Annotated in this window: 29 protein-coding genes; 13 read left to right on the top strand and 16 right to left on the bottom strand. The window is 40.4% G+C overall.

The genetic code is table 11. The features are described from left to right. Positions 1-166 precede the first annotated feature (166 nt). Complete coding sequence (locus tag ACEN2L_RS17850) at positions 167-361, top strand: bacterioferritin-associated ferredoxin (RefSeq protein ID WP_306019983.1); 195 nt, start codon at positions 167-169, stop codon at positions 359-361. A gap of 90 nt (positions 362-451) precedes the next feature. Here ACEN2L_RS17850 and ACEN2L_RS17845 read toward each other — a convergent pair whose 3' ends face one another. The 7 genes from ACEN2L_RS17845 to hisS all read right to left on the bottom strand — a co-directional run bounded on the left by ACEN2L_RS17845 (position 452) and on the right by hisS (position 8,582). Then, positions 452-1,435, bottom strand: a complete 984-nt coding sequence (locus ACEN2L_RS17845) for an LLM class flavin-dependent oxidoreductase (RefSeq protein WP_441745438.1) — start codon at positions 1,433-1,435, stop codon at positions 452-454. Positions 1,436-1,499: 64 nt separating this feature from the next. Further along, a complete protein-coding gene (locus ACEN2L_RS17840) occupies positions 1,500-2,027 on the bottom strand; it encodes a DUF1439 domain-containing protein (RefSeq protein ID WP_441745437.1) in 528 nt (175 codons plus the stop codon). A gap of 70 nt (positions 2,028-2,097) precedes the next feature. Beyond that, positions 2,098-2,997 (bottom strand): LysR family transcriptional regulator, encoded by a 900-nt coding sequence (locus tag ACEN2L_RS17835; RefSeq protein ID WP_306019977.1) that lies wholly within the window; start codon positions 2,995-2,997, stop codon positions 2,098-2,100. A gap of 809 nt (positions 2,998-3,806) precedes the next feature. Further along, on the bottom strand, positions 3,807-5,264 hold the full coding sequence (der, locus tag ACEN2L_RS17830) for a ribosome biogenesis GTPase Der (RefSeq protein ID WP_306019976.1): 1,458 nt from the start codon (positions 5,262-5,264) through the stop codon (positions 3,807-3,809). A 96-nt stretch (positions 5,265-5,360) separates the two neighbouring features. Then, positions 5,361-6,584, bottom strand: coding sequence for an outer membrane protein assembly factor BamB (gene bamB / locus ACEN2L_RS17825; protein ID WP_306019998.1), 1,224 nt, complete (start codon positions 6,582-6,584; stop codon positions 5,361-5,363). 16 nt (positions 6,585-6,600) lie between these two features. Continuing rightward, the gene (locus ACEN2L_RS17820) at positions 6,601-7,236 is read right to left on the bottom strand and encodes a YfgM family protein (protein ID WP_441745436.1); all 636 of its coding nucleotides are present in this window, start codon (positions 7,234-7,236) and stop codon (positions 6,601-6,603) included. A gap of 71 nt (positions 7,237-7,307) precedes the next feature. Further along, on the bottom strand, positions 7,308-8,582 hold the full coding sequence (hisS, locus tag ACEN2L_RS17815) for a histidine--tRNA ligase (protein ID WP_306019974.1): 1,275 nt from the start codon (positions 8,580-8,582) through the stop codon (positions 7,308-7,310). Between the two features lie 226 nt (positions 8,583-8,808). On the opposite strand from hisS, the gene ACEN2L_RS17810 reads away from it, so the two are divergent. From ACEN2L_RS17810 to ACEN2L_RS17785, 6 genes are all read left to right on the top strand, one after another. Continuing rightward, positions 8,809-10,107, top strand: a complete 1,299-nt coding sequence (locus tag ACEN2L_RS17810; RefSeq protein ID WP_441745435.1) for a tyrosine-type recombinase/integrase — start codon at positions 8,809-8,811, stop codon at positions 10,105-10,107. Next, complete coding sequence (locus ACEN2L_RS17805; protein WP_441745434.1) at positions 10,100-10,819, top strand: hypothetical protein; 720 nt, start codon at positions 10,100-10,102, stop codon at positions 10,817-10,819. The genes ACEN2L_RS17810 and ACEN2L_RS17805 overlap by 8 nt, the downstream gene beginning before the upstream one ends. Positions 10,820-10,918: 99 nt before the next feature. After that, positions 10,919-11,242, top strand: a complete 324-nt coding sequence (locus tag ACEN2L_RS17800) for a hypothetical protein (protein WP_441745433.1) — start codon at positions 10,919-10,921, stop codon at positions 11,240-11,242. Then, on the top strand, positions 11,242-11,640 hold the full coding sequence (locus ACEN2L_RS17795) for a hypothetical protein (RefSeq protein WP_441745432.1): 399 nt from the start codon (positions 11,242-11,244) through the stop codon (positions 11,638-11,640). Before ACEN2L_RS17800 ends, ACEN2L_RS17795 begins: the two co-directional genes overlap by 1 nt. 27 nt (positions 11,641-11,667) lie before the next feature. After that, on the top strand, positions 11,668-12,396 hold the full coding sequence (locus tag ACEN2L_RS17790) for a helix-turn-helix domain-containing protein (protein WP_441745431.1): 729 nt from the start codon (positions 11,668-11,670) through the stop codon (positions 12,394-12,396). Between the two features lie 6 nt (positions 12,397-12,402). Then, complete coding sequence (locus tag ACEN2L_RS17785) at positions 12,403-13,176, top strand: ATP-binding protein (RefSeq protein ID WP_441745430.1); 774 nt, start codon at positions 12,403-12,405, stop codon at positions 13,174-13,176. Between the two features lie 4 nt (positions 13,177-13,180). On the opposite strand, the gene ACEN2L_RS17780 is transcribed toward ACEN2L_RS17785, so the two are convergent. Next, positions 13,181-13,351 (bottom strand): hypothetical protein, encoded by a 171-nt coding sequence (locus ACEN2L_RS17780; protein ID WP_441745429.1) that lies wholly within the window; start codon positions 13,349-13,351, stop codon positions 13,181-13,183. A gap of 44 nt (positions 13,352-13,395) precedes the next feature. Between ACEN2L_RS17780 and ACEN2L_RS17775 the strand changes: the two genes are divergently transcribed. The 6 genes from ACEN2L_RS17775 to ACEN2L_RS17750 all read left to right on the top strand — a co-directional run bounded on the left by ACEN2L_RS17775 (position 13,396) and on the right by ACEN2L_RS17750 (position 16,686). Continuing rightward, a complete protein-coding gene (locus ACEN2L_RS17775) occupies positions 13,396-13,740 on the top strand; it encodes a hypothetical protein (RefSeq protein WP_441745428.1) in 345 nt (114 codons plus the stop codon). After that, positions 13,737-13,997 carry a hypothetical protein gene (locus tag ACEN2L_RS17770; protein WP_441745427.1) on the top strand — a complete coding sequence of 87 codons (261 nt, stop codon included), beginning with the start codon at positions 13,737-13,739 and terminating at the stop codon, positions 13,995-13,997. The genes ACEN2L_RS17775 and ACEN2L_RS17770 overlap by 4 nt, the downstream gene beginning before the upstream one ends. 2 nt (positions 13,998-13,999) lie before the next feature. Beyond that, positions 14,000-14,200 (top strand): hypothetical protein, encoded by a 201-nt coding sequence (locus ACEN2L_RS17765; protein WP_441745426.1) that lies wholly within the window; start codon positions 14,000-14,002, stop codon positions 14,198-14,200. Between the two features lie 698 nt (positions 14,201-14,898). Then, the gene (locus ACEN2L_RS17760; protein ID WP_441745425.1) at positions 14,899-15,186 is read left to right on the top strand and encodes a hypothetical protein; all 288 of its coding nucleotides are present in this window, start codon (positions 14,899-14,901) and stop codon (positions 15,184-15,186) included. A gap of 36 nt (positions 15,187-15,222) precedes the next feature. Next, the gene (locus ACEN2L_RS17755; RefSeq protein ID WP_441745424.1) at positions 15,223-15,582 is read left to right on the top strand and encodes a hypothetical protein; all 360 of its coding nucleotides are present in this window, start codon (positions 15,223-15,225) and stop codon (positions 15,580-15,582) included. Positions 15,583-16,068: 486 nt separating this feature from the next. Then, complete coding sequence (locus ACEN2L_RS17750; RefSeq protein WP_441745423.1) at positions 16,069-16,686, top strand: hypothetical protein; 618 nt, start codon at positions 16,069-16,071, stop codon at positions 16,684-16,686. 91 nt (positions 16,687-16,777) lie between these two features. On the opposite strand, the gene ACEN2L_RS17745 is transcribed toward ACEN2L_RS17750, so the two are convergent. From ACEN2L_RS17745 to hupB, 8 genes are all read right to left on the bottom strand, one after another. Beyond that, positions 16,778-17,116, bottom strand: a complete 339-nt coding sequence (locus ACEN2L_RS17745) for an HIRAN domain-containing protein (RefSeq protein WP_441745422.1) — start codon at positions 17,114-17,116, stop codon at positions 16,778-16,780. A 311-nt stretch (positions 17,117-17,427) separates the two neighbouring features. Next, on the bottom strand, positions 17,428-18,546 hold the full coding sequence (ispG, locus tag ACEN2L_RS17740) for a flavodoxin-dependent (E)-4-hydroxy-3-methylbut-2-enyl-diphosphate synthase (protein WP_441745421.1): 1,119 nt from the start codon (positions 18,544-18,546) through the stop codon (positions 17,428-17,430). 22 nt (positions 18,547-18,568) lie between these two features. Beyond that, positions 18,569-19,504, bottom strand: coding sequence for a RodZ domain-containing protein (locus tag ACEN2L_RS17735; protein ID WP_441745420.1), 936 nt, complete (start codon positions 19,502-19,504; stop codon positions 18,569-18,571). Positions 19,505-19,513: 9 nt separating this feature from the next. Next, positions 19,514-20,626, bottom strand: coding sequence for a type IV pilus biogenesis/stability protein PilW (pilW, locus tag ACEN2L_RS17730; RefSeq protein WP_441745419.1), 1,113 nt, complete (start codon positions 20,624-20,626; stop codon positions 19,514-19,516). Positions 20,627-20,651: 25 nt separating this feature from the next. Continuing rightward, positions 20,652-21,797 (bottom strand): bifunctional tRNA (adenosine(37)-C2)-methyltransferase TrmG/ribosomal RNA large subunit methyltransferase RlmN, encoded by a 1,146-nt coding sequence (locus tag ACEN2L_RS17725; RefSeq protein ID WP_306019970.1) that lies wholly within the window; start codon positions 21,795-21,797, stop codon positions 20,652-20,654. Between the two features lie 152 nt (positions 21,798-21,949). After that, on the bottom strand, positions 21,950-22,381 hold the full coding sequence (gene ndk, locus ACEN2L_RS17720; RefSeq protein ID WP_306019969.1) for a nucleoside-diphosphate kinase: 432 nt from the start codon (positions 22,379-22,381) through the stop codon (positions 21,950-21,952). 484 nt (positions 22,382-22,865) lie between these two features. Next, complete coding sequence (locus ACEN2L_RS17715; RefSeq protein ID WP_441745418.1) at positions 22,866-24,752, bottom strand: SurA N-terminal domain-containing protein; 1,887 nt, start codon at positions 24,750-24,752, stop codon at positions 22,866-22,868. 300 nt (positions 24,753-25,052) lie between these two features. After that, positions 25,053-25,325 (bottom strand): nucleoid-associated protein HU-beta, encoded by a 273-nt coding sequence (gene hupB, locus ACEN2L_RS17710; RefSeq protein ID WP_068377879.1) that lies wholly within the window; start codon positions 25,323-25,325, stop codon positions 25,053-25,055. Positions 25,326-25,533: the final 208 nt, after the last annotated feature.

Here is a 25,533-nt window from a genome sequence, read left to right as displayed (position 1 = left end):
TGTTGGTACGTTTATATAAAAATCAATTATTTACTAACAACTAATTTAACTAAACTACTTTTAGTTTTACACCGACGTTATTTTGCTTATTAATTCAGCAATATAACACTTGATCTTTATGTAAATGACAATTATTATTATTTACATAAAGATTAGAGGAACAACTATGTACGTTTGTTTGTGTCATGGCATTACCGACAAAGCAATTAAACAAGCCGTTCGTGAAAATGGCATTGGTAATATGCGCCAGTTAAAACTGCACCTGGGTGTTGGTAGTCAGTGCGGTCGTTGTGTTGAAATGGCGCAAAGTATTATAGACAACACTATTATCGACGAATCTCTATTCAAAGAGGTGTGCTAAGGAAAAAACGCCTTCTTTAGCCACCGATGAATCCCTATCCATCCGCTATTGCCCCCCACCCCGCTAAAACGAAATAATCAAGCTGAGTCTTTACGCTACACAGTTGGCAAACAGCTCGACGCTTTTTAGTCTAGCCTCGATATCATAGATAGGCATTGATACAATAATTTCATCTACATCTGTTGTAGCTAAAAATCGCAACAACTTTGCTTTTACCGTCGCTGGACTACCCACTAAGGCATACTGCAACGTGTGATTTATCATATGTCGTTCCGGCTCAGAACACAGTCCTACTATGGAATCCACTGGTGGGGGATATTGGTGGTTTGCTCCTCGGCGTAAGTTTACAAATTGTTGCTGAACCGAGGTAAATAAATAGTGTGCTTGTTCGTCGCTATCAGCAACCACCGCCATTAATCCCGCAGAAGCATATGGACCTTGATTTTGCTTTGATGCTTTAAAATAATGGCGGTAAAGACTCAAAGCCTCATGCAGTTGCTCTGGAGCAAAATGTGACGCAAATGAATAAGACAAGCCCATAGCTGCGGCTAATTTTGCACTGTATAGGCTAGAACCGAGCAACCAAATTGGTATATTACTGTCCTGACCAGGTATGGCATTAATAGCCGGAGGTCTCTGCTGAGGCCCTAAAAAAGCCTGCAACTCTCGAATGCTCTGCGGATAATCATCCACTGATGAATTGAGGTCACGCCGTAATGCTCTCGCAGTCGCCATATCACTGCCTGGCGCTCGCCCTAATCCCAAGTCTACACGTTGTGGGTAAAGCGCCTCAAGGGTGCCAAACTGCTCGGCAATGACTAGCGGTGCGTGGTTTGGCAACATAATACCACCGGAACCCACCCTAATACGTGTAGTGGCCGCTGCAATATGACTAATCACTAATGAGGTAGCAGAGCTCGCTATTCCATGCATACCATGGTGTTCTGCCAACCACACTCGGTGATAACCATGGTTTTCTGCGGCGATGGCCATTTTTTTGCTGTTCTCTAGTGCCTGTGCGATCGAACCATGTTGATTGACTGGCGCGAGATCCAGTAATGAAAAGTTAATCATATAGAGGGCTTTTGTCTCTTGGTTTTATTAGCAATATTGGGGCGAGTACTCCCTAATTAAAGCCTTAAAACATGCCTAGTTCTATTAACAACTGTTTATTTTCAACAGTTACTGACTGCAACACAGCTTTAGCCAATTTATCTCTCATCTTATTATCTTTAAAGCGATAAATAGGCTTGGCGGATAAACATTGCTCTAAGGCTATTTGCGCTATTTGTTGGACTTTAGCTAAATGTTTTTCTGCCACATCTTTTGATTCAATCGAACGTATTTGTGGCTCAATCAAGAAAAATGCGCCTTGCTCGCTCTCATAGCGTAACGAGCCAATTAAATTAACTGATCCTTGACCGCCTAATCCACCAGGTGCTGAAATAGTAATATGGCAAAAAAGTTCTATTTGATCTGTGTGCTCTGACAATTCAACTCTAGGGTTTGACAACAGCACTGTGACAAACATTTTTGTTTTTTCAATGGGCATTAACGCTTCGACCCTCGATTGCAATTCATCTTGTGAAATCGTCACCGTGTATGAAAGTGCATGGGCCGACAAGGAGCAAAAATAACAACTCAATATAAAAAACCACTTCATCATAAAATTTTATCCCTCTTTATGCGTGTAGCTCTTCAATAAATAAGCCTTAAAAACGCAGGTTGGATGTATGTCAACGTGTGGTGTTAGGCATCGTTTCACGTGCTAAATCGATAAAATGATTGAGATAGGTAGGACGCGCTTCGTTCATTCTAAAACCCAAATTAATCGTTTTAAATATCCCTTCTTCGCCCAATCTGATTGGCACAATGTTTAATTTTTGCTGGTTATCTTCGACCAACCAACGTGGCAACGCCGCCACTCCGCGTTCACAGGCCACCATTTGTAAGAGAATTTCAGTGGTCTCTATTTGAGTATGTTTTTTAACTGCAACACCAGCTGGACTGCAAAATTGACTAAAAATATCTAAACGTGATGGTTCAACGGGATAAGTGATCACATTTTCAGAGCTAAGGTCATGGGGTTCAATATAGACTTTTTCTGCCAAACGATGTGAACCTGCAACCACTAATACGTGTTCATAGCCAAAAACGGGTAAATACTCTAATCCGCTTATATATAAAGGGTCTGGAGTAACAAGCACATCAATATCAAACCCCAGTAAAGCGCCAACTCCCCCGAATTGAAAACGTTGGCGTACATCTAAATCAACCTTTGGATAACGAGTTAAAAAGGGACCTACAATATTCAATAACCATTGATAACATGGATGGCATTCCATTCCGATGCGCAAACTGCCTTGGCTTCCTTCCGCCATTTTAGCAATCAATTGCTCACTGTGTGCTATTTGCGGTAGAACCCGATCAGCTAAATTTAAGATAGTTTGACCTACTTGAGTTAATCGCAAACGACGTCCCTCTTTTACCCAAATGGCAACGCCAAGTTGTGACTCTAACTTTTTGATAGCGTGACTCAAGGCGGATTGCGTCAAACATAATTGATTTGCTGCGGCAGTCATAGTGCCAACTTCAGCAATAGTCTGCACTATGGTTAAATGATTACGCTCTAACATTGATTAATGTCATCCATTGTATTTAATTAACATGAATAAAATTCATCGAATAGTAAAAATATACCATTATTTTTAATTTATCGTCAGCGTTACTTACCCTGTGAATGCATAAGAGCAATAATATGCTAAGGGCTCACCTATTTGCCTTACCCCGAATAGGTTACGATGAGAATGACTGCGGACATTAGAGCAAAAACGGGGTAATAGCTTCAACACTAGCCAGTCAAACAAAAACGGACAGGTGATAAAACCAGCGAGCACAGCATCGAGTAAACCAAAGCTTTAGACGGATGGCTGGATTTTATCTATACACCACGCCCCTACCGTTCTGATACGTCTCTAATTTTCTAGATAGAGCATAGGCTACATAATCTAAAGCCAGATGAGCAGCGTTGAAAGAATCACAATATTTTGCAATGCTTTTACCAAAGACATAGCGCGGTAAAACATTGATAGTGCCGCGTTTGGTAAAGTTCTATCTTTACTTCAGGCTATTTAAACCGTCCATGTAAGCTTTACGGTCACTGCCTTGAACGTAACTAGTAACACCACATAAACCTCCAATGTGTCTCTTGAGTGTTCCTAACAGGATCAAACGATACGTTTAAATCGATGCAGATGCGATTAGCATAGCAACTTGATTCTTTATAACAGAGGAGGCCTACTCCCTTTTTAACTAATTCGCCAACCATAACTGAGATAGAACGATGTTCAACTGAAGGTAAAGCAACTTAAGCGAAATTACCATAGCAAAAAGCCCAACATCTATGCTGGGCTTTCGGTATAAAAGACTAACCTAATCAACTGCGCTACTGAGAGGATTTACTTTTCTTATGCATACGCATTAATAAATTTCGTTTGCGCCGCTGTGAGTCTGTCATAAAGTCTTGTTTATTTTCAAAGGGGTTCGCACCTTCGCGGAATTCAACTTTGATAGGTGTTCCCATGATCTTTAATGACTTACGGAAATAGTTGATCAAGTAACGTTTATAAGCGTCTGGCAAGTCTTTTACTTGATTACCATGCACGACAATTAAGGGGGGATTGTAACCACCAGCATGAGCATATTTCATTTTCACACGACGGCCGCGCACCATAGGTGGTTGATGATCCTCTTGTGCCATATCCATAATACGGGTCAACATCGCAGTATTAATCCGTTTTGTGGCAGACTCATAAGCTTCTTGCACCGATTCAAATAAATGACCAACACCTGTACCGTGTAGCGCTGAAATAAAATGAATACGTGCAAAGTCAATAAAACCTAATCGCCGGTCAAGTTCGCGTTTAATTTCTTCTTTAATATCTTTAGACAATCCATCCCATTTGTTGACAGCAACAACCAATGAACGACCCGCATTTAACACAAAACCCAGCAAGCTCAGATCTTGGTCAGTTAAACCTTCTTGTGCATCCACCACCAACAATACAACGTTTGCTTGCTCGATAGCCTGTAAGGTTTTAACGATTGAAAACTTTTCAACGGCTTCAGAGATATTTTTACGACGTCTGACTCCAGCCGTATCAATCAACACATACTCGCGTCCGTCTCTTTCCATCGGAATAAATATACTGTCTCGGGTGGTGCCTGGCTCGTCGTACACCACGACCCTGTCTTCACCTAAAATACGATTGGTCAGGGTGGATTTACCCACATTGGGTTTTCCTACCAAGGCTAATTTAATAGGTAGGGCTTGTAATTTAGCTAATTGCTCTTCGGCATCAATCTCTTCTTGGTTTTCCTCAACCTCAGGGATGATCATGTCAGGAAAGCGGTCTTGTAAGGGCTTTAACGACAAATCGAGTAGTTGAGACATACCTCGACCATGAGCGGCTGCTATTTGACTGACGTTACCTAAACCTAGCGCATAGAAATCTGCACTTTCGCTGTCACCATCAATGCCGTCTACTTTATTCGCCACAACATAAACGGGTTTATCTTGCTTGCGTAAATGATTGGCGATGGCTTGATCCGCGCCCGTCATACCAACACGTGCATCGACCAAAAACAACACTACGTCTGCTTCAACAATGGCTAACAATGACTGTTCAGCCATGGCCATATCAATACCTTGTTCGTTGCCGCTAATACCGCCTGTATCGACCACAATAAACTGCAAACTTTCGTATTTTGCTTGACCATATTTTCGGTCGCGAGTTAAACCAGGAAAATCTGCAACTAAGGCATCACGCGTACGTGTTAATCGATTAAACAGCGTCGATTTTCCAACATTTGGACGACCTACTAGGGCAACAACGGGTAACATAAATGACTATCCTATAGACAAAAAAGGCTCGGATAGGGATCCAAGCCAATTAAAAACTTTAAAATTATAAGTCGAAAATCGACTGTTACAACAAACTTAGGGTGTTTGTACTGCCACTAATTTGCCGTCTCTGGTTTGAGTATAGATGACATTGCCTTCAACTACTGGCGCACTATATATACTCTCATCTTCATCATCATCACCCACCGCAATACGAGATACTATCTTGCCGTCGGATTGATTGAACCAATGTAAAAACCCATATTTATCACCTGCAACTAGATACTCACCAACCGGAACCGCGGAAGTGAGCAAACGCTGCTTTAGCTTACCTTGACTCCACAGCTCAACCCCGTTTCTCGCATCAAGTGCATAAACATTACTATTGGAGTCAACTAAAAATAGGGTCGAGCCCGCCATGGTAAGACGGCGATATGACTTATAGTCACGTTTCCAAATAACGCGGCCACTGCGCATTTCAACGGCCGCTAAAGAACCATCATAAGTAATCACATATATCGTACCTGCAGCAACTAAAGGTTGGCTGTCGATATCGACAATGCGTTCTAATTCAGTAACACCACTGGCAGAGGTAATAACCTGTTCCCATGCAGTTTGTCCGCTGCTTAGAATATTGACAACCAATTTACCTGTAGCAGTACCGATAATTGCACCACCACCAATAGCAGCAGGAGAAGACACACCTCTTAGTGACAAAGGTGGCACTTCTGATTCGTAGGTCCACACCGTTTCACCTGAGCTGGCATCTAGGGCAAACACCATACCGGACCCGGTATTAAGCACCACAACGCCCTCATCAATAGCAGGGGCAGCAATCACTTCACCTTTGACACTCACTTGCCACTTTAGCTCACCTGTTTTAGCATCGAGAGCAATTACTTCACCGTTTTCGGTTCCGATAAATACCGTTTCATAGGCGATACTAACGCCACCCGAAATCTTAGCGGGTAAACCATTTGACCATAGTTTTTTTAGGCCAGAAGTTAAGCCAGTATCAGGATAAATTGCGAAGTTCCGTGACCATACTTCTTTGCCTGTCTTTTGATCATAGGCAGCCACTAAACCTTGTCTATTGGCAGCATAAACATTGCCGTAGGCCAAGGCAGGCTCCAGTCTTGAGTAATAATGACCCACACCACTGCCGAGGTCATCCTCCCATAATATAGTGGGAGTAAATAAGGGTTCAATAGGCTGTAAACGACGAACTGCTATTTCTTCTTCATCTGAAAACCAATCTGAAATAGTCGAGCAACCAGACAACAGAACGGTACACACAACAGCCAATGAATAAATACGCATTTTCAATGTATTCACCTTATCCGTTTGCCGCTGGGGCGGTAGCCTGCGCCAAATTGTCTAATTTCATTTTTAATGCACCATCATTACTGTTTTTTTCAAGAGCGGCACTGTAGGCTGCGCGCGCTTTATCAAATAATTGCTGGGCTAAATACACGTCACCTTTTACTTCATTGACTTGGCCAGAAAACGCATCATCAGAGACTAGCTCAGCACTTTTTAATGCTTCAGCCAATTGACCTTGTTCAATTTGTACGCGAGCTAAACGAATACTAGCAATGGCCTTAATAGCCGCAACGTCTGCATTGTTTGCAACAAAACTTAATTGTTTATTCGCTTCATCCAAATCTTTACGTTCAATGGCTTTTTGCGCCAGTTCTAAAGACATTAAATAGGCGTACCCTGTGTCAGCATGTTCTGAGACGTAATTTTGTGCTTTGCTGAAGCCTTTTTCGTCAGAAGATAATTGAGTAGCAGCTTCCTCGTAAGCTAATGAAGCGCTTTCTTGTGCGCTAATTTGTTGCTCGTTGTAATAACGCCAACCGTATAAGCCACCCAAGCCGATAATGGCGCCTATTGCCAAGGCCATACCATTCTCTTTCCAAAAACGTTTGATTGCTTCGACTTGTTGTTCTTCTGTTTCGTAACGTTCCATCAAAAATTCCTCTTACTACGCGGGCTCATTAAAAGCCTTGTTATTTTAATACGTCATTTTGCACAACGGACTTAAAAAGTCTGTTGTATAAATTCAATAATGTCGGCGCGAGCCACAGATACCTGTTCTTGTTGCTCACGCAAATATTTAATTGTCACCGTCTGTTCTTGCATTTCACCACCACCGATCACGAGAGCGAGTTTAGCGCCACTGGCATCGGCTCTTTTCATCTGTTTTTTGATATTTCCGCCACCACAGTGATTCATTATCCTAATATCGGGTAGTACATCTCTTAACTGTTCAGAAATCTGCCACGCATAAGTCTCGACCGAGGCTTCAAGCGCAGTGACATAAATATCAACTGGCGAAGCGATGGTTTTATCGAGTTCCAACGTTTGTAACATTAAGACTAAACGCTCTAAACCAATCGCAAATCCAACTCCCTGCGTTGATTTACCACCCAACTGTTCGACTAATCCATCATAGCGGCCGCCAGCACATACCGTACCTTGGGCGCCTAAACTTTGGGTCACCCATTCAAACACAGTACGATTGTAATAGTCTAATCCACGTACTAGGCTTGGATTAACTCGGTATTCGATACCAAAACTGTCTAATCGTTCACACAATGCAGCAAAATGTTGCGCAGATTCTTCGTCTAAACAATCTATCAATTTGGGCGCATCTTTAACAATTTCTTGTACCTGTGGATTTTTGCTATCAAGTATGCGCAATGGATTACTGTCTAAACGTCGTAAACTATCTTCATCAAGTAGTGATTCATGAGTACGTAAAAATGCCACCAGTTTTTCTTTATAATCAGCGCGAGCTTGGTTTGAGCCCAATGAATTGATTTCTAAGGTAACGTGTTCATTGATACCAAAGCGTTGCCATAGACGATGACTTAATAAGATAATTTCAGCATCAATATCAGGTCCAGCCAAGCCAAACGCCTCTAAACCAAATTGATGAAATTGGCGATAACGCCCTTTCTGAGGTTTTTCATAGCGAAACATCGGCCCCATATACCACAAGCGTTGTTGTTGGTTGTATAAAAGACCATGCTCATTACCTGCTCGCACAACACTAGCTGTCCCTTCAGGGCGCAAAGTAACACTTTCATCATTGCGGTCTTCAAAGGTGTACATTTCTTTTTCAACAATGTCGGTCACTTCACCGATTGAGCGCTTAAACAAATAGGTACTTTCAACAATAGGCGTACGAATTTCTTGATAGCCATAGCTCGCTACCACCTGACGAATGACGGATTCAACAAATTGCCACAAACCGGTTTGACTCGGCAGACAATCATTCATTCCTCGAATAGCCTGAATTTGTTTTGACACTGACAGTAATCTCTTTGAACTGATTTAAAAAAGCCCCGCATTATAGGGGCAAATAGCTAATTAATCTAAGCACAATAAACCACAGAAAAACACTAAAGATCTTTGTTTTTTAAGGGATTTTATCAATAAAGCAGCTTTTACTTGTGTGCTTTCTTGTGCTTGTTTGTGTTCTCTTGTTACCCCATAATGTTCTCGAAACGTTCCCTATTACAAAACGGATCTAGTTATGGCAAAGACAAGTGAAACGACGATTTCAAAAACGGACGCATTAAACCATTTACGGGTAGCCAAAGCAACGTCAGAGTTGACTTGCGAGAAGATTATTGGCTTCCATCTTATAAAAACTAATAAGGGCGGTACATGGCGTTTACGCTATACCGATTTTGCTGGAAAGCGTAGAAAATTACCTCTTGGAAAGTTTGTTGATGGTACTAAGGACCGCACAGATGCTTTTGAATTAGCTATTAAATACCGCAACGAATTAAAAGCCGGTATTGATCCCGCAGCTAATATTCAGCAACAAAAGAAAGACTACGCAGAAAAAGAAGCCTCTAGAAATTCGCGTCTATTTAAAACCTACCTAGAAGAACTTTACACACCTTACCAAATGACCAAGCGAGGCGGTAAAAAGACACTCGCAACGCTACATTCAGCCTTTAAAGAGCTTGAAGTCTTGCCAATGGACGAGATAACCGTTAACGAGCTTAAAACGTGGTGTAAGCGCTATTCTGAGAACAGAGCAACGACAACAGTTGAGCGTTCTTTTACAGCACTTAGGGCTATGCTCTACCATGCTAAAGACAATGGCGTTATTAGCGAGGTTAAGACTAAGGGCTTCAAAATACCAAAACGAAGCGCACAAGAAACAGACAGAGATTTGAGCAGCGAAGAAATAGCCAAACGCAGAATGCTAACCGATGAAGAAAAGCAATGTATTAAGCTTGGATTGGAGCGTTATGCTTTAGATAGTGAAGCACCGGGCTGGTTTTTTCCGTTTTTCCGCATTGCTGAATATTCAGGTTTGCGACCCGGTGATATTTACTCGATGACTTGGCAAGAGTTAAACCTTAATTTCAAAGTAATTAGAAAGCATCCAAATAAAACAAGGCACCACAACGACCCTGTAGAAGTGGTTTTACCTTTGGATAATGATATTACTGAATTGCTCAAAGAATGGCATAGCAGTATAGGTAAGCCGCAAACAGGGCTAGTGTTCCCCTCCCCTAAAACTGGCAGAGAAATAACAAACACACTTCACCTACAGCACTGGAAAAGAGTATTAGAACTTGGTGGTTTTGATGGTGAATTAGATTTTTACTCATTGCGTCACAATTTCATAAGCAAGCTATTACAGGCCAATGTTCCACTTTCAACAGTTGCCAAACTTGCGGGCCATAAGACAACTAGGATGATAGAAAAGCATTATCATCATATGTTGCCTAAAGCCGCGGCCGAAGCCTTATCACTGATAGCCGGTGACTTTGCTAATAATGCACATAAAAAAATGAGGTTGCCAAATGAGTAAAGACTACAAGCAAAGAGTTAAAGAACTTGTATTAAATTTAAAAACTTGGGAACCAAGCGATGATTACATGTCTATTAGAATGTTCTGTCTTAGAGAGCTGCATTTTTATGGAGTAGATCCTTCATCCTCCGACAATCCAGTAGATGAGGAGTTGATAAAAACTCGTAATTTATCAGAATCAGTTACATGCAGGATATTAACCCTGTCTTTTATTTATTCGATTTCCTCAATGTTTTTAAATGCTGGAACCTTGATTATTAACAGAACAACGGGTGATGAATTAGAGCTAAAGGAGTTAGCGTACGCGGGAGGAGGATCCGCAGCAGCACATTTGACATTCGGCCTTTTGATGTCTGCCAATGATGAAACTTCTATGCAAGATTACGAGAATTTAAGAAATGAACTTCTGAAGTTAAAAGAAAGAAACATTAAAAACGCGCAAAAATTCCCTATTTGTATTTCTGAAACAGAGAAAATAGCTTGTTCATTATTTAACCTAAAAGACGATGATGGATTTAACCCCTCATTAACAGATATTGCCAAATACCTTGAGGCTAAATACTCTAACGATGCAATCGCTAGGGGGGACTATGAAATGCCGCCGGCTGATACTATTAAAACTTGGTTGAGAAAATATAAGCCTGATTCTAACAAGCCCAGAAGGGGACCGGGCAAAAATAGCAACCTTGATTTTCTAGTTAAATTTAAGTAATAAAAGCGCGCTCTTACTAGTTAAAGCGCGCTTTCATTATTTTTTAGTGTTTTTTAATGCTCTATCTTGGGAACCTCAACTAACCACGGAGATTCGCAAATGAGAGCAAATACAAACATCAAGCAAGCAACAACCAAAGTATCAACTGCAACCAAATTATTGAGTCATATCACAAAAATCGCACCAGCAACGCTAAGATATTATCAAGACACCTATGGAATAAAACCTCGTAGCGGCTCAAAGGAAGCGGCCTATATTTTTGGATGTACTGAGGACACGCTAAGAAAATCTAGATCAACAGGTTATCTTTTTGGTCTCCCTGCCCCGCGCCATATCAAACTAGGCTATACAGTCAAATATACGCTTGAGGATATAGTCGAATGGATGGAGACGAACAACAAGAATGAAGCGGAGGCTGCGTAATGGATAAGGCCGTCACTCAATCAAGCAACGACCCTATTTCACTAGACACGAAAAAGGTTAGCAGCAACAAACGTAAGACGCAAAAGGAAAAAACCCTCGAGGCTTTTTTATTAGCTGGTGAATCAGGTTTTTATCAAATTACGGCTTACAAAACCTTTCAAACTACTTGCCTTCATACGGTTGTAAGCAACTTTCAGAATGAGGGGATCATGTTTGCTAGAAAAACAATCATGCATTTAAATTCTGATGGTGGGAAAACTGCATTCTCTCTTTACTGGTTGGCCGATGACGAAGCCATTCTGAGAGCCGTAGACAGCTTAAACCACCTACGCCAAAAAAGAGGCTTACCACCATACTTAGGCGGCAATCCTTACCTAATTGATAGCTTAATAGCTTAGCCCTTCGGGGCTTTTTAAGGGGGCTATATGGCTGTCAGATTAGTTGTGCGTGGTTTCAATACGGAGATACCGCCGCACAAAGGTGTAACTACTTCAATAATGAAACTTGTTTATTGCTTGTTGCTTGATCGTGCCAGTGAGGACGGGCAGCAATGTTTTCCTTCACTTGATGAAATAGCCAAGCGAGCACAGGTTAGTAGAAGCGTTGTTCAAAACTGTATTGATGGGTTGATCGCTAATGGTTTTATTGAGAAAGCCCGGACAAGGAAGTTAGGCGGATCTCTTTACGGTTCGAACGATTACATTATCAATTTAAACAAATTAGATGATTCTATCAATTACCGTAAGACGGTATCTGATATACCGCCAGACGGTAACTGTCATACCGTTAGACGGTATCATCAAGTACCGCGAGACGGTATTAAACCTGTCATTCAACCTGTCAATGAACCTGTCATTAAACCTGTTGGTAAAAAATCACCAAAAAGTAAGTCTAAAAAACCTATTTCTGATGACTTTGAAATAACTCAATCAATGAAGGATTGGTTTAGTAAAAAAGGATTTCAATTTTCAATCACTGATGAAACACAAAGATTCATTAATCACCACATAGCCAAAGATTCAAGATTCGCAGAACCAGAGCGAGCATGGCAAAACTGGATGACAGGCAAGTTTACACCAAACACTAAAAAACCAAATTTAAAACCTGAAAACTTTGCCCAGAAAGATTATGGCAAAAGCACTTTTATGGGGTAACTGATTATGTATTTTGAAGAAGAAATTTTTAATTGTGAAAAACATGGTGAAGTAAAAAGCCTCGTTAGATGGACTCACTCAGACGATGGAACTTATGGACCTGCAAGCGCCCACTCTTGCATTGAGTGTAAAAGAGAAATAGACCAAGCCAAGCGAACAGAGGAGGAGCGATTAGAAAGAATCGAGGAGGAGAAAAGGCAAGCGCAAATATTATTAAGAGCTTTACAAGTTCCGCAGAGATATGAAAATGAGGACTTCACGACTTACAAGGCAATTAATGCCGGGCAAAAGGCAGCGCTAAAAGCTTGTAGGAACTACGCAGACAACTTTAACGAACTATCCAAGGCTGGAGGTGGTTTATTGTTAGTTGGTGGCTTAGGCACTGGTAAAACGCACCTAGCAATATCAATCGGCAAAACGTTAGTTACAAACAAAATACCAGCTATGTATGTAAACTTGGCAAAGGTTATTAAAGCGATCCGCGCCTCTTGGAATGACAGAGATATTGACGAATCAGAGCTTTATTGGAAACTGACTAAGCCTAAATTATTAATCATCGATGAAGTTGGTGTTCAGGCAGGAACCGAGAACGAGCGCAATATCATATTTGAAATAATTAATGCTCGATATGAATATCAGCACCCGACCATTCTTATTTCAAACTTACCAGAAAACGAGATCACGCATTTAATCGGTGAAAGAGTAATTGACCGGGTGAAAGAGGGTCGAGCAGGTACGATTGTCTTTGACTGGCCAAGCTACCGCCAAAGAGCGGCATAATGTTTTATTTTCCTAGCTTCTTCTTACAAGCATCTTTTACCCACTCAGCGAAAGGTTGTTCTTTCCTGTCTGCGTCGATTTGTTCAACTAAATCATTTTCAAAACGCATATTTTTTTTAGTCGAAGTAGTTCGCTTATCAGACCTTGGAGAATTATTTTTATTATCTTCTTGCATTTGGGTGCGCACCCGTACTATATTGTTGTTGTTCGGTGCGCACCATGTTAAACCAAGATGACGATCTTGCCAAACCTTTAAATTTAAAACCGGAGATTTACAACATGGCATCACGTAAAAGACTTTATACAAAGAAAACATTAAGCGTTATTGATACCGCTGACAACAACATACCCAAAGCGCTTGGTATTATTGCGATGGTTAAAGAGAGCATCAAGATAGGCTCTACAGACGACCTATTGAAAGAATATGACAATGCATTGTGGGCGGCTGAAGGTTTGCTTCACGATGTGCTGAGAGCTTGTAATGAGCTATCGAAAGAAGAAGCGATCTTCGTTGATACATTGGAAGAATTTTTAGAAGAAGAAAGAATGGAGAAAAGCCAATGAGCGAAAGCATTTATAAATTAGACAGTGAAGCTTTCGAGCAAGCATCAATTAACCTTAGCCAAGTATCAGCAATGTTGAACATACTTGCTGAAACCGGAGAAGGTAAAACGGAATTTCAATCGCATGAAGAAGTCGTACAAGTAATATACGCGTCTCGCCAAATGGTACAAGAAGCAAAAGAAAAACTTAGAGCAGGGTTTAAAGGCATAGTACCTGTTCAAAGCATTGAGCCAGAACCACTCACCTCAGGAATGTAATTATGGAAAAAGATAATTCAAACTCAGCCAGAATTGAAAATGCAAAACTGCAACTTATTAAGGCAAAGAGCTTGCTTTTAATGCTATCAAGTTACCATGAAGCAGATGATCAAACTTTGTTCGCTCACGATGTTGATAATGTCACTTCAATCGCATTTGATTTGGTCAATGAATCACATCAAACATTCAGTGAATTGGTTTAAACCTCAATAATTATTTAAATGGCCGGATTAGTTTCCGGCTTTTTTATGTCTGGTAGAACATATAGCAACTAGTAGCACTAAGTAGAAACAAGTCGTTTAAAATCAATGATTTAAGTGTTTGACGTAGTTATTTAATAGCGCTATAAAGTGAATATAAATTTACAATCACTAGAAATTATGACGCTAACAGAGCCCAAATATTCAAAAAGCCAAGTCTTGAAAATGTCGGGGATTTCAAGCGCTCAGTTTAATAACTGGATGGTAAGAGGCTTGATACCTAGAAGTGACTTAGGGTTTAAATTGGTGAAACAAACCAAGGCTAAATATTCAATTTTAGTGGTCGCTTTTTGCCGCTTGCTTGCATATCACACCGGGCAGAATCGCAAACTTTACATTCAAACGTTAACGCATTTGTTTGAACGATTAAAACACGCTGGAAAACTTAACCAGCAAGCCGTTATCGTCATAAGTGAACTCGGGAAGGGTAAGAGCTGTAAATTCTTTGAAAGCGCTACAAAGGCCGCTCAGCCATGTTCTAAACAACATATCTTTGTCCCAGTCGGACAAATTATAAAATCTTATTTAACCAACAACGAGGAACAAACCCTATGAACGTATTTTCACCCATGCCCAAGGCAAGCAAATTAATTGCAGAAGGTAAGAAGGAGTCTATTTTTGGAATTTACTCAGGTAAGAACATGGAAACAATAGCACCTAGTCCGATTCACCATAAACAGACCGATGTAAGAATCAAAGCTATGACTAATAAGTTAAGGCTGTTAGTTGAAGATGTAGAAAACGTTGGAAGTATAACGATTGAAGGTCAAACCATTGAGTTGGCTGAAAATGTTGATGTAAACGACATACCCGAGATCCATATTGACACAATACCTAATCAATTTTACCACGCTACGGTAAAAAAGAGAGATTGTGAATCAGTAGCTTACAAAGACATTAAAGTCATATTTACCGCGGTTCATGTTTAATCGCTTACTGACAATTAAAAAGAGAGCATAAATACTATGTACGTATTTTCCCCCAGAGCTAAGGCAAGAAAAGTTATTTCTACTTTCGGTACAGGAATAGTAAGAAACATGGAGACGTTAGAGCCAAGACCTTTCCATCGTAAAGATGGCGGAATTAAAATTAAAGCCAAATCAAAGCAGTTAAGTATTTTGGTAGAGGAGCTTGTCAACGTTGGAACAATAACGATTCAAAGTAAAACGATCGAATTACCTGAAGAGTTCAGCATTGAAGAGATAGCGGATATCAAAATAAACACCATTCCAGATCAAGAATATTACTTATCAGTTCGTAAAAGAGAAGAGGACTTTGAGTCTAGAAAAATGACCACAGCAGTATTTACGGCGATACATGAATAATAACCTTTTGTAAACAATGGCGGCTAACGGCTAATGGACCAACAGTATTTAACGCTTTTAATACTATTGGTTTACTCCGGCATTAGTATGTTAGCTGCCACCCTTACAGAACGTTGATGCGCAGTCACGGCTTATTTTATCCACAGTTAAAACAAAAAAGGTACTTCCCAGCCATATCGAGCCAGGAGGGTACGCAGCAGCGCAAGGCTTCACTATTTATGACCCATTTTCGATCAAGGTTGTTGTTTAAAATTAACGAAAGTGTGATTTTATAAGGCGATAAAGCAACAACCGTCGACAACCAATACTCGAGCAATTAAAAAGTATTGCGTCAGATCTATGATTGACACCTGAAAGCAGAATAAAAGCCAAATTAGTAGAAAGTGAACAAAAATAAGTTCCACTAAAAAATACGGGCTTTAATTAATTTTTAATATTATCCATAATGCAGGAAACGAGATGGATTAAATTAAAAAGGAATTAACTTTGTTATTATTAGAAAAAAAGAAGTTTTCGAAAGACCCTTTTAGATATTGTTTAACGGCTTGGCATGAATGGTCGAACATACAAGCTGCTAATTGTCTTGATTATGTAGCTGAGCTAAATCCAACATCTAATGAATTAAAAGACCCTATTCTTTGGCTTTGCCAAGCAAAGGCATTGTCTGTTGCTGCAGTAACACTTACTAAATCAGATCCTGATTTTTCTAGTATGCCCTCTAGTTTAATATCAATTTTACACAGACAATATTTTAGCGGTGCGTTGCTGCTTGTTGGTTATAGTGTGGAAGTGTTATTTAAAGCATTAGCAATAAATAAACTTGGTATTGAAAGATACACCGAAAAGGAAAGAAGTTATCACAATCACAAATTAACTTGGCTAGTTGAGCAGCATATTCCAGTAAATAAAAAAGAAAGTGCAGTACTGGAATGTTTGTCCCACTTTATTTATTGGGCTGGTAAATATCCTGATCATGGCAAAGGTTATGAGATAAAAGCACAAAATGTTTTTGACCTTTGTGAAAATAATCAAATCACTTATGAAGATATCTTCAAAACGTGTGACAGACTTTTTAATGAAGCCGCGCGTATTATTAGCAATTAATGTCCTCTATAAATCACAATTATTTTATCAAGAACAAACCTTAGCCTTTACTATTCCCGTAACGTTACCAATTTTATTTCATGCTATTGTGTTAGGCGTGAATGGTAATGTTTACACCATATGCTTTGTCAGAATTACCGCCAGTAATATCTTTGATAAACGCTTGTACTTTTTTGCCTCTTTGCATTTCACCGGATAAGCGATCGGCAATTTCAGCAGATATATAACCTATTTGATAACTCTTGCTTGAGAAAAAGCTTTTAGCTGTTATCCAGACACTAATAGCATTTGGATCATAAGCATTGTCTGGCTCAGGTATGAGCGTTAAGGGCATCCCCTCTTTACAATATTTTATTATGTATTTTTGTCGCTCAGTTCCATCTTGGTTTTTCTGCTTAACGCCAGCAACTTTAGTGTTAAACGTTCCCATGTACTTTCCTTGTTTATGAGTTAATGATTATTAACTGGTGGTTACAGTCTATTAAAGCTAATGGCATTGGACAACATTCACAAGAAATTAAACGGTTTTAAATTTTTAGGCTTATCGTTCTCGAAACGTTCCCAAATTTAAGGATTAATTAAAAATCATCCACAAAAACTAATTAACCAACTGATAAATAACAACTTTATAAAACCCCTTATAACAAAAAAGCCCCGCATTATAGGGGCTTTGGATTCAAACGTAAAATAATGCGGCGTAAAAAAGGTACGCTAATTGCCTTATTAAGCGAGGTTTTGGAATTAACTGAGTACTTTGACGTTTATTTGATTCTTTTCGTCGATTTGCGCGGCTTTCGCTCTGATTCGTTTTTCTAACTGTTCAACAAGATCATCGTTAGCAAGACGCTCTTTTTGACGCTGACCATCGACATAGTATCCACTCATATTACGCGCCCCCGTCAAACCGATATCAGATACTTCAGCTTCACCTGGGCCATTAACAACACAGCCAATTATTGACACATCCATCGGCGTGAGGAGATCTTCCAGACGTTGCTCTAACGCGTTTACGGTACTGATTACATCGAACTCTTGGCGAGAACAACTTGGACAAGCAATAAAATTAATCCCTCTTGAACGAATTCTTAACGACTTAAGAATATCGAAACCCACTTTGATTTCTTCAACGGGATCTGCGGCTAATGAGATCCGGATTGTATCGCCTATGCCTTCAGCTAATAACATACCAAGGCCCACTGAACTTTTAACCGCGCCCGCACGCAAACCGCCGGCTTCAGTAATACCTAAATGTAAAGGCTGGTCGATACGCTTAGCTAACTCACGATACGCCCCTACGGCTAAAAATACATCAGACGCTTTTACACTCACTTTAAATTGGTTAAAATTAAGCTTATCTAAAATGTCAACGTGGCGCATGGCTGATTCAACCAGGGCTGCCGGTGTGGGCTCACCATATTTTTCTTGAAGATCTTTTTCTAAAGAACCGCCATTAACCCCAATTCGAATGGGAATGCCTTTATCACGGGCACAGTCGACTACCGACTTAACTCGATCCATACTACCAATATTGCCGGGATTAATGCGCAAGCAATCAACCCCGTACTCAGCCACTTTTAAGGCAATCCGATAGTCAAAGTGTATGTCCGCAATTAACGGAATATCGACTTGTTTTTTTATCAGTTTGAATGCTTCGGCGGCATCCATGGTTGGCACTGATACTCTGACAATCTCGCCCCCAACAGCTTGGATACGCTTGATTTGTGCAACAGTGGCTGCAACATCTGTCGTTAAGGTATTAGTCATTGATTGAACAGCAATCGGTGCACCGTCGCCAATGGGCACGTTACCAACATAAATACGGGTCGACTTACGACGTTTAATCGGTGATTCAGCAAACATAATTAGATTTATTAAACCTCAATCATTCTGTAATAGGTAGGGTGAATTTGGCGGTGCTACCGGCTCGCATGCCGGATAAATCCACAGACTGTCCAGCAAAAAGAATATCAGCGGCTTCAGGCGCGCACAGAATGACTGAAAAAGGCGGTACTCCAGATACAGTCATCACTCTGTCTTTTGCTTTCGTGCCGTAAGCAACATCTTCACCAGTAGAATCCGTCAGCTTCATCCAGCACTGACTCTTAAAGGTAAACACAATTTCTACCACTGCAAGGGGTAATACCTCTTCAGTTAAGCTTTGTTGACGGCTTGGAGACAATTCAAAGTCGGCCTGAGTCTCTGGCTCTTCGCCCTTCTCTTCACTTATCGATGGTGCTTGGGTATCAAGTTCATTCAGGGTTTGCAGATTTGTTTCAACTTGTGGACTGGGTTCAGGTTCGGGTTCAGAAGCCAAAGCACTCTCGACGGAGTCGTTGGTAAATGGCATTTTCGTGCTGGTATTGTCACCTGTCGATGTATTGACTTGCGCTTTCACAGGGGTACTTGCGCTAGTCGATTCACTTTGTTGCAACCACCAAATTACCACTAAGGCAATGACTAATGCGACAATTAAGTAAGTAACTAACATCAATTTGTCATCATGGGCTTGATGCGCTAAGCGTTTTGAAAAGCTCTGTAATTTAGCGGGTTCTTTTTTCTGCGTTTTAAGCTCATCAAATGCGCTTATTACCGTCTGTTCTTGCACTCCCACAAACTTAGCATAGGACTTTAAATACCCCTTGATGAAGGTTAGGGAGATATTCTGATCATAAATATCATTTTCAATATCGATTACCATACTATTTTTGAGACAGAGTCTGTCCGCAATGTTTTGCGTACTCAGATTAAGCGCTTCTCGCGCTGTTTTTAGTAACAAGCCTGGACTAATCTGTGGCTGCTCTTGGATTTCTTCACTCATATTATTGTTTTACTCTTCAATGCTGGCAGTATCGGGGGCAGGCGCCACAAGTCGCAACTTTTTACCTGCATAGATATCAGATGCGTTTTTCAAGTCGTTCCATTCTATCAGACGTTGCATTTTAATGTTGTATTGCAATGAAATACGATACAAATTTTCACCCGCCATAACTTCATGAAAAACAGGAACAGGTGAAGCTTTGACTGGCCCTGAAAGAGGCTCTTTATCCTCTTGTTGCTGCATGCTCTCCCCTAGGGCCTTTGGCATGGTATCGGGTAATGTAGCTTGGTCTGGCTCCACTGGTTTTTGTATCTCTTCAACCTTATAAGATTTACGCGCAATAGCTTGGGTTTTATTTTCTGCTAATAAAGACTCTCTGTATTCCAAACTTGCTGCAGAATCAGGATAAATTTTTAACAGCATATCGCCATAACTTGCCGCGACGGCCATGTTCCCTAGCTTCCGCTCAATTTGACTCGACATCAACAAGGTATCGGCACTCACCTGTGCGACTTTTTCGTACCTTCGCAATGCATCGCGGGCTTCTAGCCAATTGTTTTCTTTTACCAGAGATTGAGTGAGCAAAAATAGACTTTTAGCTCGACCAGGTTGATGATTAACGGCACTGCGGAGATACTCGGTGGCCTCTGCTTGAAACCCTTGACTCTGACTACATAACGCCAAGTTTTCGTAAGTCTCTGCACTCGAAATATAACTATTATTATTAATCGCTTTTAAAAAATACTCTTTTGCCTTGGGATAATTGCCTTGCTGGCACAAAAACGCACCATAACTATTCGCAATATCGGCATTATTAGGTGCAAAATCCATTGCCGCTTGATAAGCCTTTTCTGCCGAAGCAAACTCACCAACAGTCTGATAATAATACGCTACACCATAATGGGCATCCGCAGAGCGAGGGGCAAACTCTAATGCTTTATCTAAATTAAACTTGGCCTGACTGAAATTACCGTTTTTTAGATACGTTAAACCAAGGGAAACCCGCGTTTTGGCTGCTTTTTGTTGATCAAAGTTATCCCCAAAACTGGGATGACTTGTCTGGCTGGTACATGCACTGAGGGTAATGACTAAAAAACAAAAAAGAGTAATGGTATATTTCATGGTGCTCATTCGTTTTATCAAAAAGCTATTGTGCCATCTTTACTGAAATATTCTCGCCCTTAAGTTGTTTTTTCAACATTCTTTTTGTTCTATCAACAACATCGCCGACTAACTGACCACACGCCGCGTCAATATCATCACCTCGAGTTTTACGCACAACTACCACAAAGCCGTATCCGATGAGCACTTTTGCAAAGCGATCGATACGTGAATTGCTAGAACAAGTATAAGGCGATCCAGGATACGGATTAAACGGAATTAGATTAATTTTACTTGGGGTATCGGCCAACACTTTAGCTAATTGATGCGCCTGATCAGTACTGTCGTTTATGCCATTTAACATGACGTATTCAACAGTAACCTTGCCTTGATTGGCATTGGACTTACTCAAATAGCGACGAACTCCGGCTAAAAATACCTCTATAGGATACTTTTTATTAACGGGGACAATTTCATCACGAAGCTCGTTGGTTGGAGCATGTAAAGATATAGCTAAAGCTACATCAATTTGATCACCTAATAAATCCAGAGCCGGCACCACCCCGGAAGTACTTAAGGTGACTCGACGTTTAGACAAACCAAATGCTAAGTCATCCATCATCAAGTTCATTGCTGGAACAACATTTTTTAAATTTAATAGCGGCTCACCCATGCCCATCATGACGACGTTAGTAATAGGTCTGCGAGCAGAATCATTTGTCAAACCAATCGTTGTGGCAACTCGCCATACTTGACCAATAATTTCGGATACTTTTAAATTACGGTTAAAGCCCTGCTGAGCGGTAGAACAAAAAGTGCATTCTAATGCACAGCCTACTTGAGACGAGACGCAAAGCGTGGCTCGATCGGTTTCAGGGATCCAAACCGTTTCAACTTCTTGCCCACCATCCAAACGCAATGCAAATTTAATCGTGCCATCGGTCGCATTTTGCTGATAGGCAATTTCAGGTGCACGTACTTCGCAATTTTCAATAAGTTTTGCACGTAACACTTTATTCAGGTTAGTCATCTGCTCGAAATCAGCAATACCTTGCTGGTAAATCCACTTCATGACTTGATCAGCTCGAAACGGCTTTTCACCTATTTCGCTAAAATAAGCACGTAAACCAGCGCGATCAAAATCGAGCAAATTTATCTTATTGGATTTAACAGACTGTAATTCAGCAGACACAAGCAACCTCTATAAAGTGATTTTGTATGGTTCCAATTGTATAACAGTTGGCCCATACATTTCGAGCGAGTCGAAGTCGATATTGATTTATACCGATACATAATACAAAAAAGGGAGCCAATGCTCCCTTTTAACTTAGTACTTAAAAAGAATTAACGAGTGCGTGGGCACAACTCTTCGTCAGTAAAAAAGTAATTAATCTCACGAGCTGCAGACTCTGCTGCATCTGAACCGTGACAAGCGTTTTCATCAATTGATGCTGCATAGTCAGCACGTAGTGTACCAGCAAAAGCTTCAGCAGGATTCGTTGCGCCCATGATCTCACGATTTTTACGTACGGCGTTTTCACCTTCTAGCACCTGTATCATGACAGGACCCGACGTCATGAAACTGACTAATGCACCGAAAAATGGACGAGCACTGTGCTCAGCATAAAAGCCTTCTGCTTGCTCTTTGCTTAAATGTAACATTTTCGCTGCAACAATGCGTAAACCTGCAGACTCGAAACGATTGTATATTGCGCCGATAACATTTTTTGCAACAGCATCTGGTTTGATAATTGAGAAAGTGCGCTCTAAAGCCATTTTCTGGACTCCATAATAAGTAAAAGTACCTCGTAAAGGAGGTAGACAAAATTTTCGCGCGGATTATATGCAAAATGTGCTTAAATGCCTAATGAATCACACGGATTTTTAATAAGTCATTCAATAACTTGGTAATTTATTCTGAAACTTACCGTCCGCTGGTAGGATTTGTAGTGAAAATTCTATACTTGCGGCAAAATCTGTTAAATATTATGCCAAAAGTACTCACCGCTACTTTTAGCTGTTAATAGGAGAAACCCATTGATCAAATTTTTATTTTTATTGCCTTTATGTCTGTGTTCACTTTGGTTTGGCTACCTAAAAATAAGAGGTTACAGCCTCGCTCAAGGCAGAAAAGGGTTTGTTTACATTCTCATGGTTTCTAGCGTTATTGCGGTATTTTATACATTGATGATGTGGTTGACTCGTTTATAAAAAAAGGGAGTCATAGACTCCCTTTTTTAACTATTAATTTACAGCCAATCTAATTATAGATTTCAATATCCGCAGAGGCTTTTAATGAATCTAATAACTCACTGTACAAGACTTGTGCTTTATTTGACGCTAAACGGCGTTGGAAGTTGTCCAAAAGCATTGATTCAGGTTCTACTGGAGAGTTAATTTTGAGAAGTTGCACTAAGGTTACGTCACCAGAAATAGTATCGACTACCGCAGTATTATTACTCTCACCTTCTCCAAGCTTAAACAGCTCAGTAAGTACATTTTGGCCTAATTGGGCGTCAGTGCGCGCAATCGCTTGCTTTTCTTGCCAAGCAATGTTCTGACTCGCCAATTCTTCAGTAATATCTGCGCCTGATTTTAAACTATTCGCAAGCGTTTGAGTCCACTGTCGTGCGGCAACAACAGCGGCTTCTTTAACCAAGATTTGTTTAATTGAGTCAGACACTTCTGCCAGCTCCTTGGTTCTTTCTGCTTCACTGTTAACGACACGTAATACCATTAACCGGTTGTCACCTAAGTCTAGTACATCACTGTTAACGCCTTGCTCTATCAAATCAGCGTCAAAAGCAGCATTCGTTGCTTTGGCAGATGATAAAGCCACTGGCACGTCGTTTCGCGAAAATAGTTCAGTGGTAACGATGGGTTTATTGGCTACTGCAGCAACTTCATCCAAATGATCAGGAATTTCAAACGCAACTTCAGCCATACGTTGTTGTAATGCATATAACTCGGTTTCCGCTTTACGTATTTTTACCGTCGTTGTTAATTGCTCTTTGACATCATTATAAGGTGTCACGTTTTCAGGCTTGATATCAGTTAATTTAATAATATGAAAACCAAAATCACTTTTGACTACATCACTTACTTCACCAACAGTAGCTAAGGAGTATGCAGAATCTTCAAACGCTGGATCCATCATACCTTTACCAAACCAATCAATATCGCCACCCTTTTCTGCACTGAAAGTATCAGCAGAGTATTCTTTTGCAAGTTCAGCAAAGTCTTTTCCGGCTTTTACTTGGGTAAGAATATCCTCAGCTTGCTGTTCTGCGCCTGCTTCATCATCACCAAATTCGATTAATATATGAGAAACTCTGCGCTCTTCATCCGTTTTAAAATCCGCTAAAGACGCTTGATACTCATCTTCTAATTCTTGCTCTGTCACTTCAATGGCGGGGAGTAAGTCGTTTAATGTCAACTCTACATAGGCCACACTGACTTTTTGTTCGGTGTCAAAGCTCGCTATATTGGTTTGATAATAGGCATTGATTTCTTCATCAGTAACACTCACCTGCTCAGCAAAATCATCTGTTTTAACAGTAAGATATTTTGCATCTCGGGTTTGCGCTTGAAGATCATAAATTCGTTTAGTTTCGCCGCTTAAAGCGAACTCAGTTCCAATCAACGCTTGAGACAATTGTCTGCGTACCATATCAATGCGCATATAATCTCTAAAACCATTTGGTTGAAAGCCTGCGGTACGCAATACAATAAGATATCTGTCGTTATCAAACTTACCGTCAACTTGAAACTCGCTCATTTGTACAATGGCTTGTTTGATCTGAGCATCACTTACCCTTAAGCCAAGTTCTAAAGCCGCTTGATCAATAAGCTTTTCACTGATTAAGCGGTCAAGCACACCTTTTCTAAATTCTTTTAAATAGGCTTCGTCACCTGCTAATGCAGCGAAGGCTTCACCATATTGAGACTCCATCCGCGAACGCTCATTTTGATATGCTTTTTCTAAAGCATCACGACTAATATCTTGGCCATTCACGGTGGCAGCAGCAGAATTAATCGACGAATTTATATAGCTGCCAACACCGGCAAAAATAAAACTAAATATGACTAATCCTAGGATAACGGTGGCCCAAGTGCCTTGTGATCCTTCTCTAATTCTTTCCAACATAATATGTTCCAAACTCCAAAATGAGTTGTTATTGATAAGGCAGTGTAGCAACTACTGTTTAAACCCGACGGGTTGCTTAAGAGTTCATACTGTAAGGCTGTTCTCTTTGAAGCGGACGTTTTGGATAGCTACCATCCAAAAACCGACTTAATGACAAACGCGCGGGATTATATATCAATCAATTAGATTTATTAACACGGGATTAGCCCCGTTCAGATAAAAATAAGAAGTTATTGCTGACAAACCGCAGATAAACAAAAGGCGATGATAAATCATCGCCTTTTCTGATTTTTGTGTCGCTTAGTTGCAAGCGTCTTTCAATGCTTTACCTGCTTTAAACGAAGGTACTTTAGCTGCAGAAATCTGGATAGTCTCACCAGTTTGCGGATTACGACCGCTACGAGCAGCGCGCTCACGAACAGCGAAAGTTCCGAAACCAACCAATGCTACTTGGTCACCGTCTTTAAGTGCTGATGTAATTGCATCAGTTAGTGCGTCAAGTGCACGTCCTGCTGCGGCTTTAGAAATGTCTGCACTTGCAGCGATAGAATCAATAAGTTGAGACTTATTCACAATATGAACCCCTTCAATTGTTATTATACTGTTGGCTCGCAAATTACGAAGCCGAAGTGTTATAGCAAGCTTGAATTCTAACTTCAAGCATATATTTACAAATAATTAACTTTTATGAATCGTCTCCATCCCTTTTGTGATAAGGCTTAAAGCGAATCTGTTTGAAAGGCTACCATAACTTTTTACATAGTGAAGCCCTTTCACCTAA

It is taken from the genome of Flavobacterium sp. W21_SRS_FM6 (genome assembly GCF_052119645.1).
Lineage (GTDB): Bacteria > Pseudomonadota > Gammaproteobacteria > Enterobacterales > Alteromonadaceae > Paraglaciecola.
Note: the sequence above shows the minus strand (reverse complement) of the source record. Positions and strands in the feature narration are given on the sequence as shown.

Coding starts and splice junctions, on each gene's coding strand:
- ACEN2L_RS17770 (WP_441745427.1), top strand. CDS start 13,737: ATGAGCGAAAGCATTTATAAATTAGACAGTGAAGCTTTCGAGCAAGCA.
- ACEN2L_RS17795 (WP_441745432.1), top strand. CDS start 11,242: ATGGATAAGGCCGTCACTCAATCAAGCAACGACCCTATTTCACTAGAC.
- ACEN2L_RS17760 (WP_441745425.1), top strand. CDS start 14,899: ATGGAAACAATAGCACCTAGTCCGATTCACCATAAACAGACCGATGTA.
- ACEN2L_RS17790 (WP_441745431.1), top strand. CDS start 11,668: ATGGCTGTCAGATTAGTTGTGCGTGGTTTCAATACGGAGATACCGCCG.
- ACEN2L_RS17755 (WP_441745424.1), top strand. CDS start 15,223: ATGTACGTATTTTCCCCCAGAGCTAAGGCAAGAAAAGTTATTTCTACT.
- ACEN2L_RS17820 (WP_441745436.1), bottom strand. CDS start 7,236: ATGGAACGTTACGAAACAGAAGAACAACAAGTCGAAGCAATCAAACGT.
- der (WP_306019976.1), bottom strand. CDS start 5,264: ATGTTACCCGTTGTTGCCCTAGTAGGTCGTCCAAATGTTGGAAAATCG.
- ispG (WP_441745421.1), bottom strand. CDS start 18,546: ATGTTTGCTGAATCACCGATTAAACGTCGTAAGTCGACCCGTATTTAT.
- ACEN2L_RS17785 (WP_441745430.1), top strand. CDS start 12,403: ATGTATTTTGAAGAAGAAATTTTTAATTGTGAAAAACATGGTGAAGTA.
- ACEN2L_RS17845 (WP_441745438.1), bottom strand. CDS start 1,435: ATGATTAACTTTTCATTACTGGATCTCGCGCCAGTCAATCAACATGGT.
- ACEN2L_RS17765 (WP_441745426.1), top strand. CDS start 14,000: ATGGAAAAAGATAATTCAAACTCAGCCAGAATTGAAAATGCAAAACTG.
- ACEN2L_RS17775 (WP_441745428.1), top strand. CDS start 13,396: ATGTTAAACCAAGATGACGATCTTGCCAAACCTTTAAATTTAAAACCG.
- ndk (WP_306019969.1), bottom strand. CDS start 22,381: ATGGCTTTAGAGCGCACTTTCTCAATTATCAAACCAGATGCTGTTGCA.
- ACEN2L_RS17835 (WP_306019977.1), bottom strand. CDS start 2,997: ATGTTAGAGCGTAATCATTTAACCATAGTGCAGACTATTGCTGAAGTT.
- ACEN2L_RS17735 (WP_441745420.1), bottom strand. CDS start 19,504: ATGAGTGAAGAAATCCAAGAGCAGCCACAGATTAGTCCAGGCTTGTTA.
- bamB (WP_306019998.1), bottom strand. CDS start 6,584: ATGCGTATTTATTCATTGGCTGTTGTGTGTACCGTTCTGTTGTCTGGT.
- ACEN2L_RS17805 (WP_441745434.1), top strand. CDS start 10,100: ATGAGTAAAGACTACAAGCAAAGAGTTAAAGAACTTGTATTAAATTTA.
- ACEN2L_RS17780 (WP_441745429.1), bottom strand. CDS start 13,351: ATGCAAGAAGATAATAAAAATAATTCTCCAAGGTCTGATAAGCGAACT.
- ACEN2L_RS17840 (WP_441745437.1), bottom strand. CDS start 2,027: ATGATGAAGTGGTTTTTTATATTGAGTTGTTATTTTTGCTCCTTGTCG.
- ACEN2L_RS17745 (WP_441745422.1), bottom strand. CDS start 17,116: ATGGGAACGTTTAACACTAAAGTTGCTGGCGTTAAGCAGAAAAACCAA.
- ACEN2L_RS17810 (WP_441745435.1), top strand. CDS start 8,809: ATGGCAAAGACAAGTGAAACGACGATTTCAAAAACGGACGCATTAAAC.
- pilW (WP_441745419.1), bottom strand. CDS start 20,626: ATGAAATATACCATTACTCTTTTTTGTTTTTTAGTCATTACCCTCAGT.
- ACEN2L_RS17715 (WP_441745418.1), bottom strand. CDS start 24,752: ATGTTGGAAAGAATTAGAGAAGGATCACAAGGCACTTGGGCCACCGTT.
- ACEN2L_RS17800 (WP_441745433.1), top strand. CDS start 10,919: ATGAGAGCAAATACAAACATCAAGCAAGCAACAACCAAAGTATCAACT.
- ACEN2L_RS17850 (WP_306019983.1), top strand. CDS start 167: ATGTACGTTTGTTTGTGTCATGGCATTACCGACAAAGCAATTAAACAA.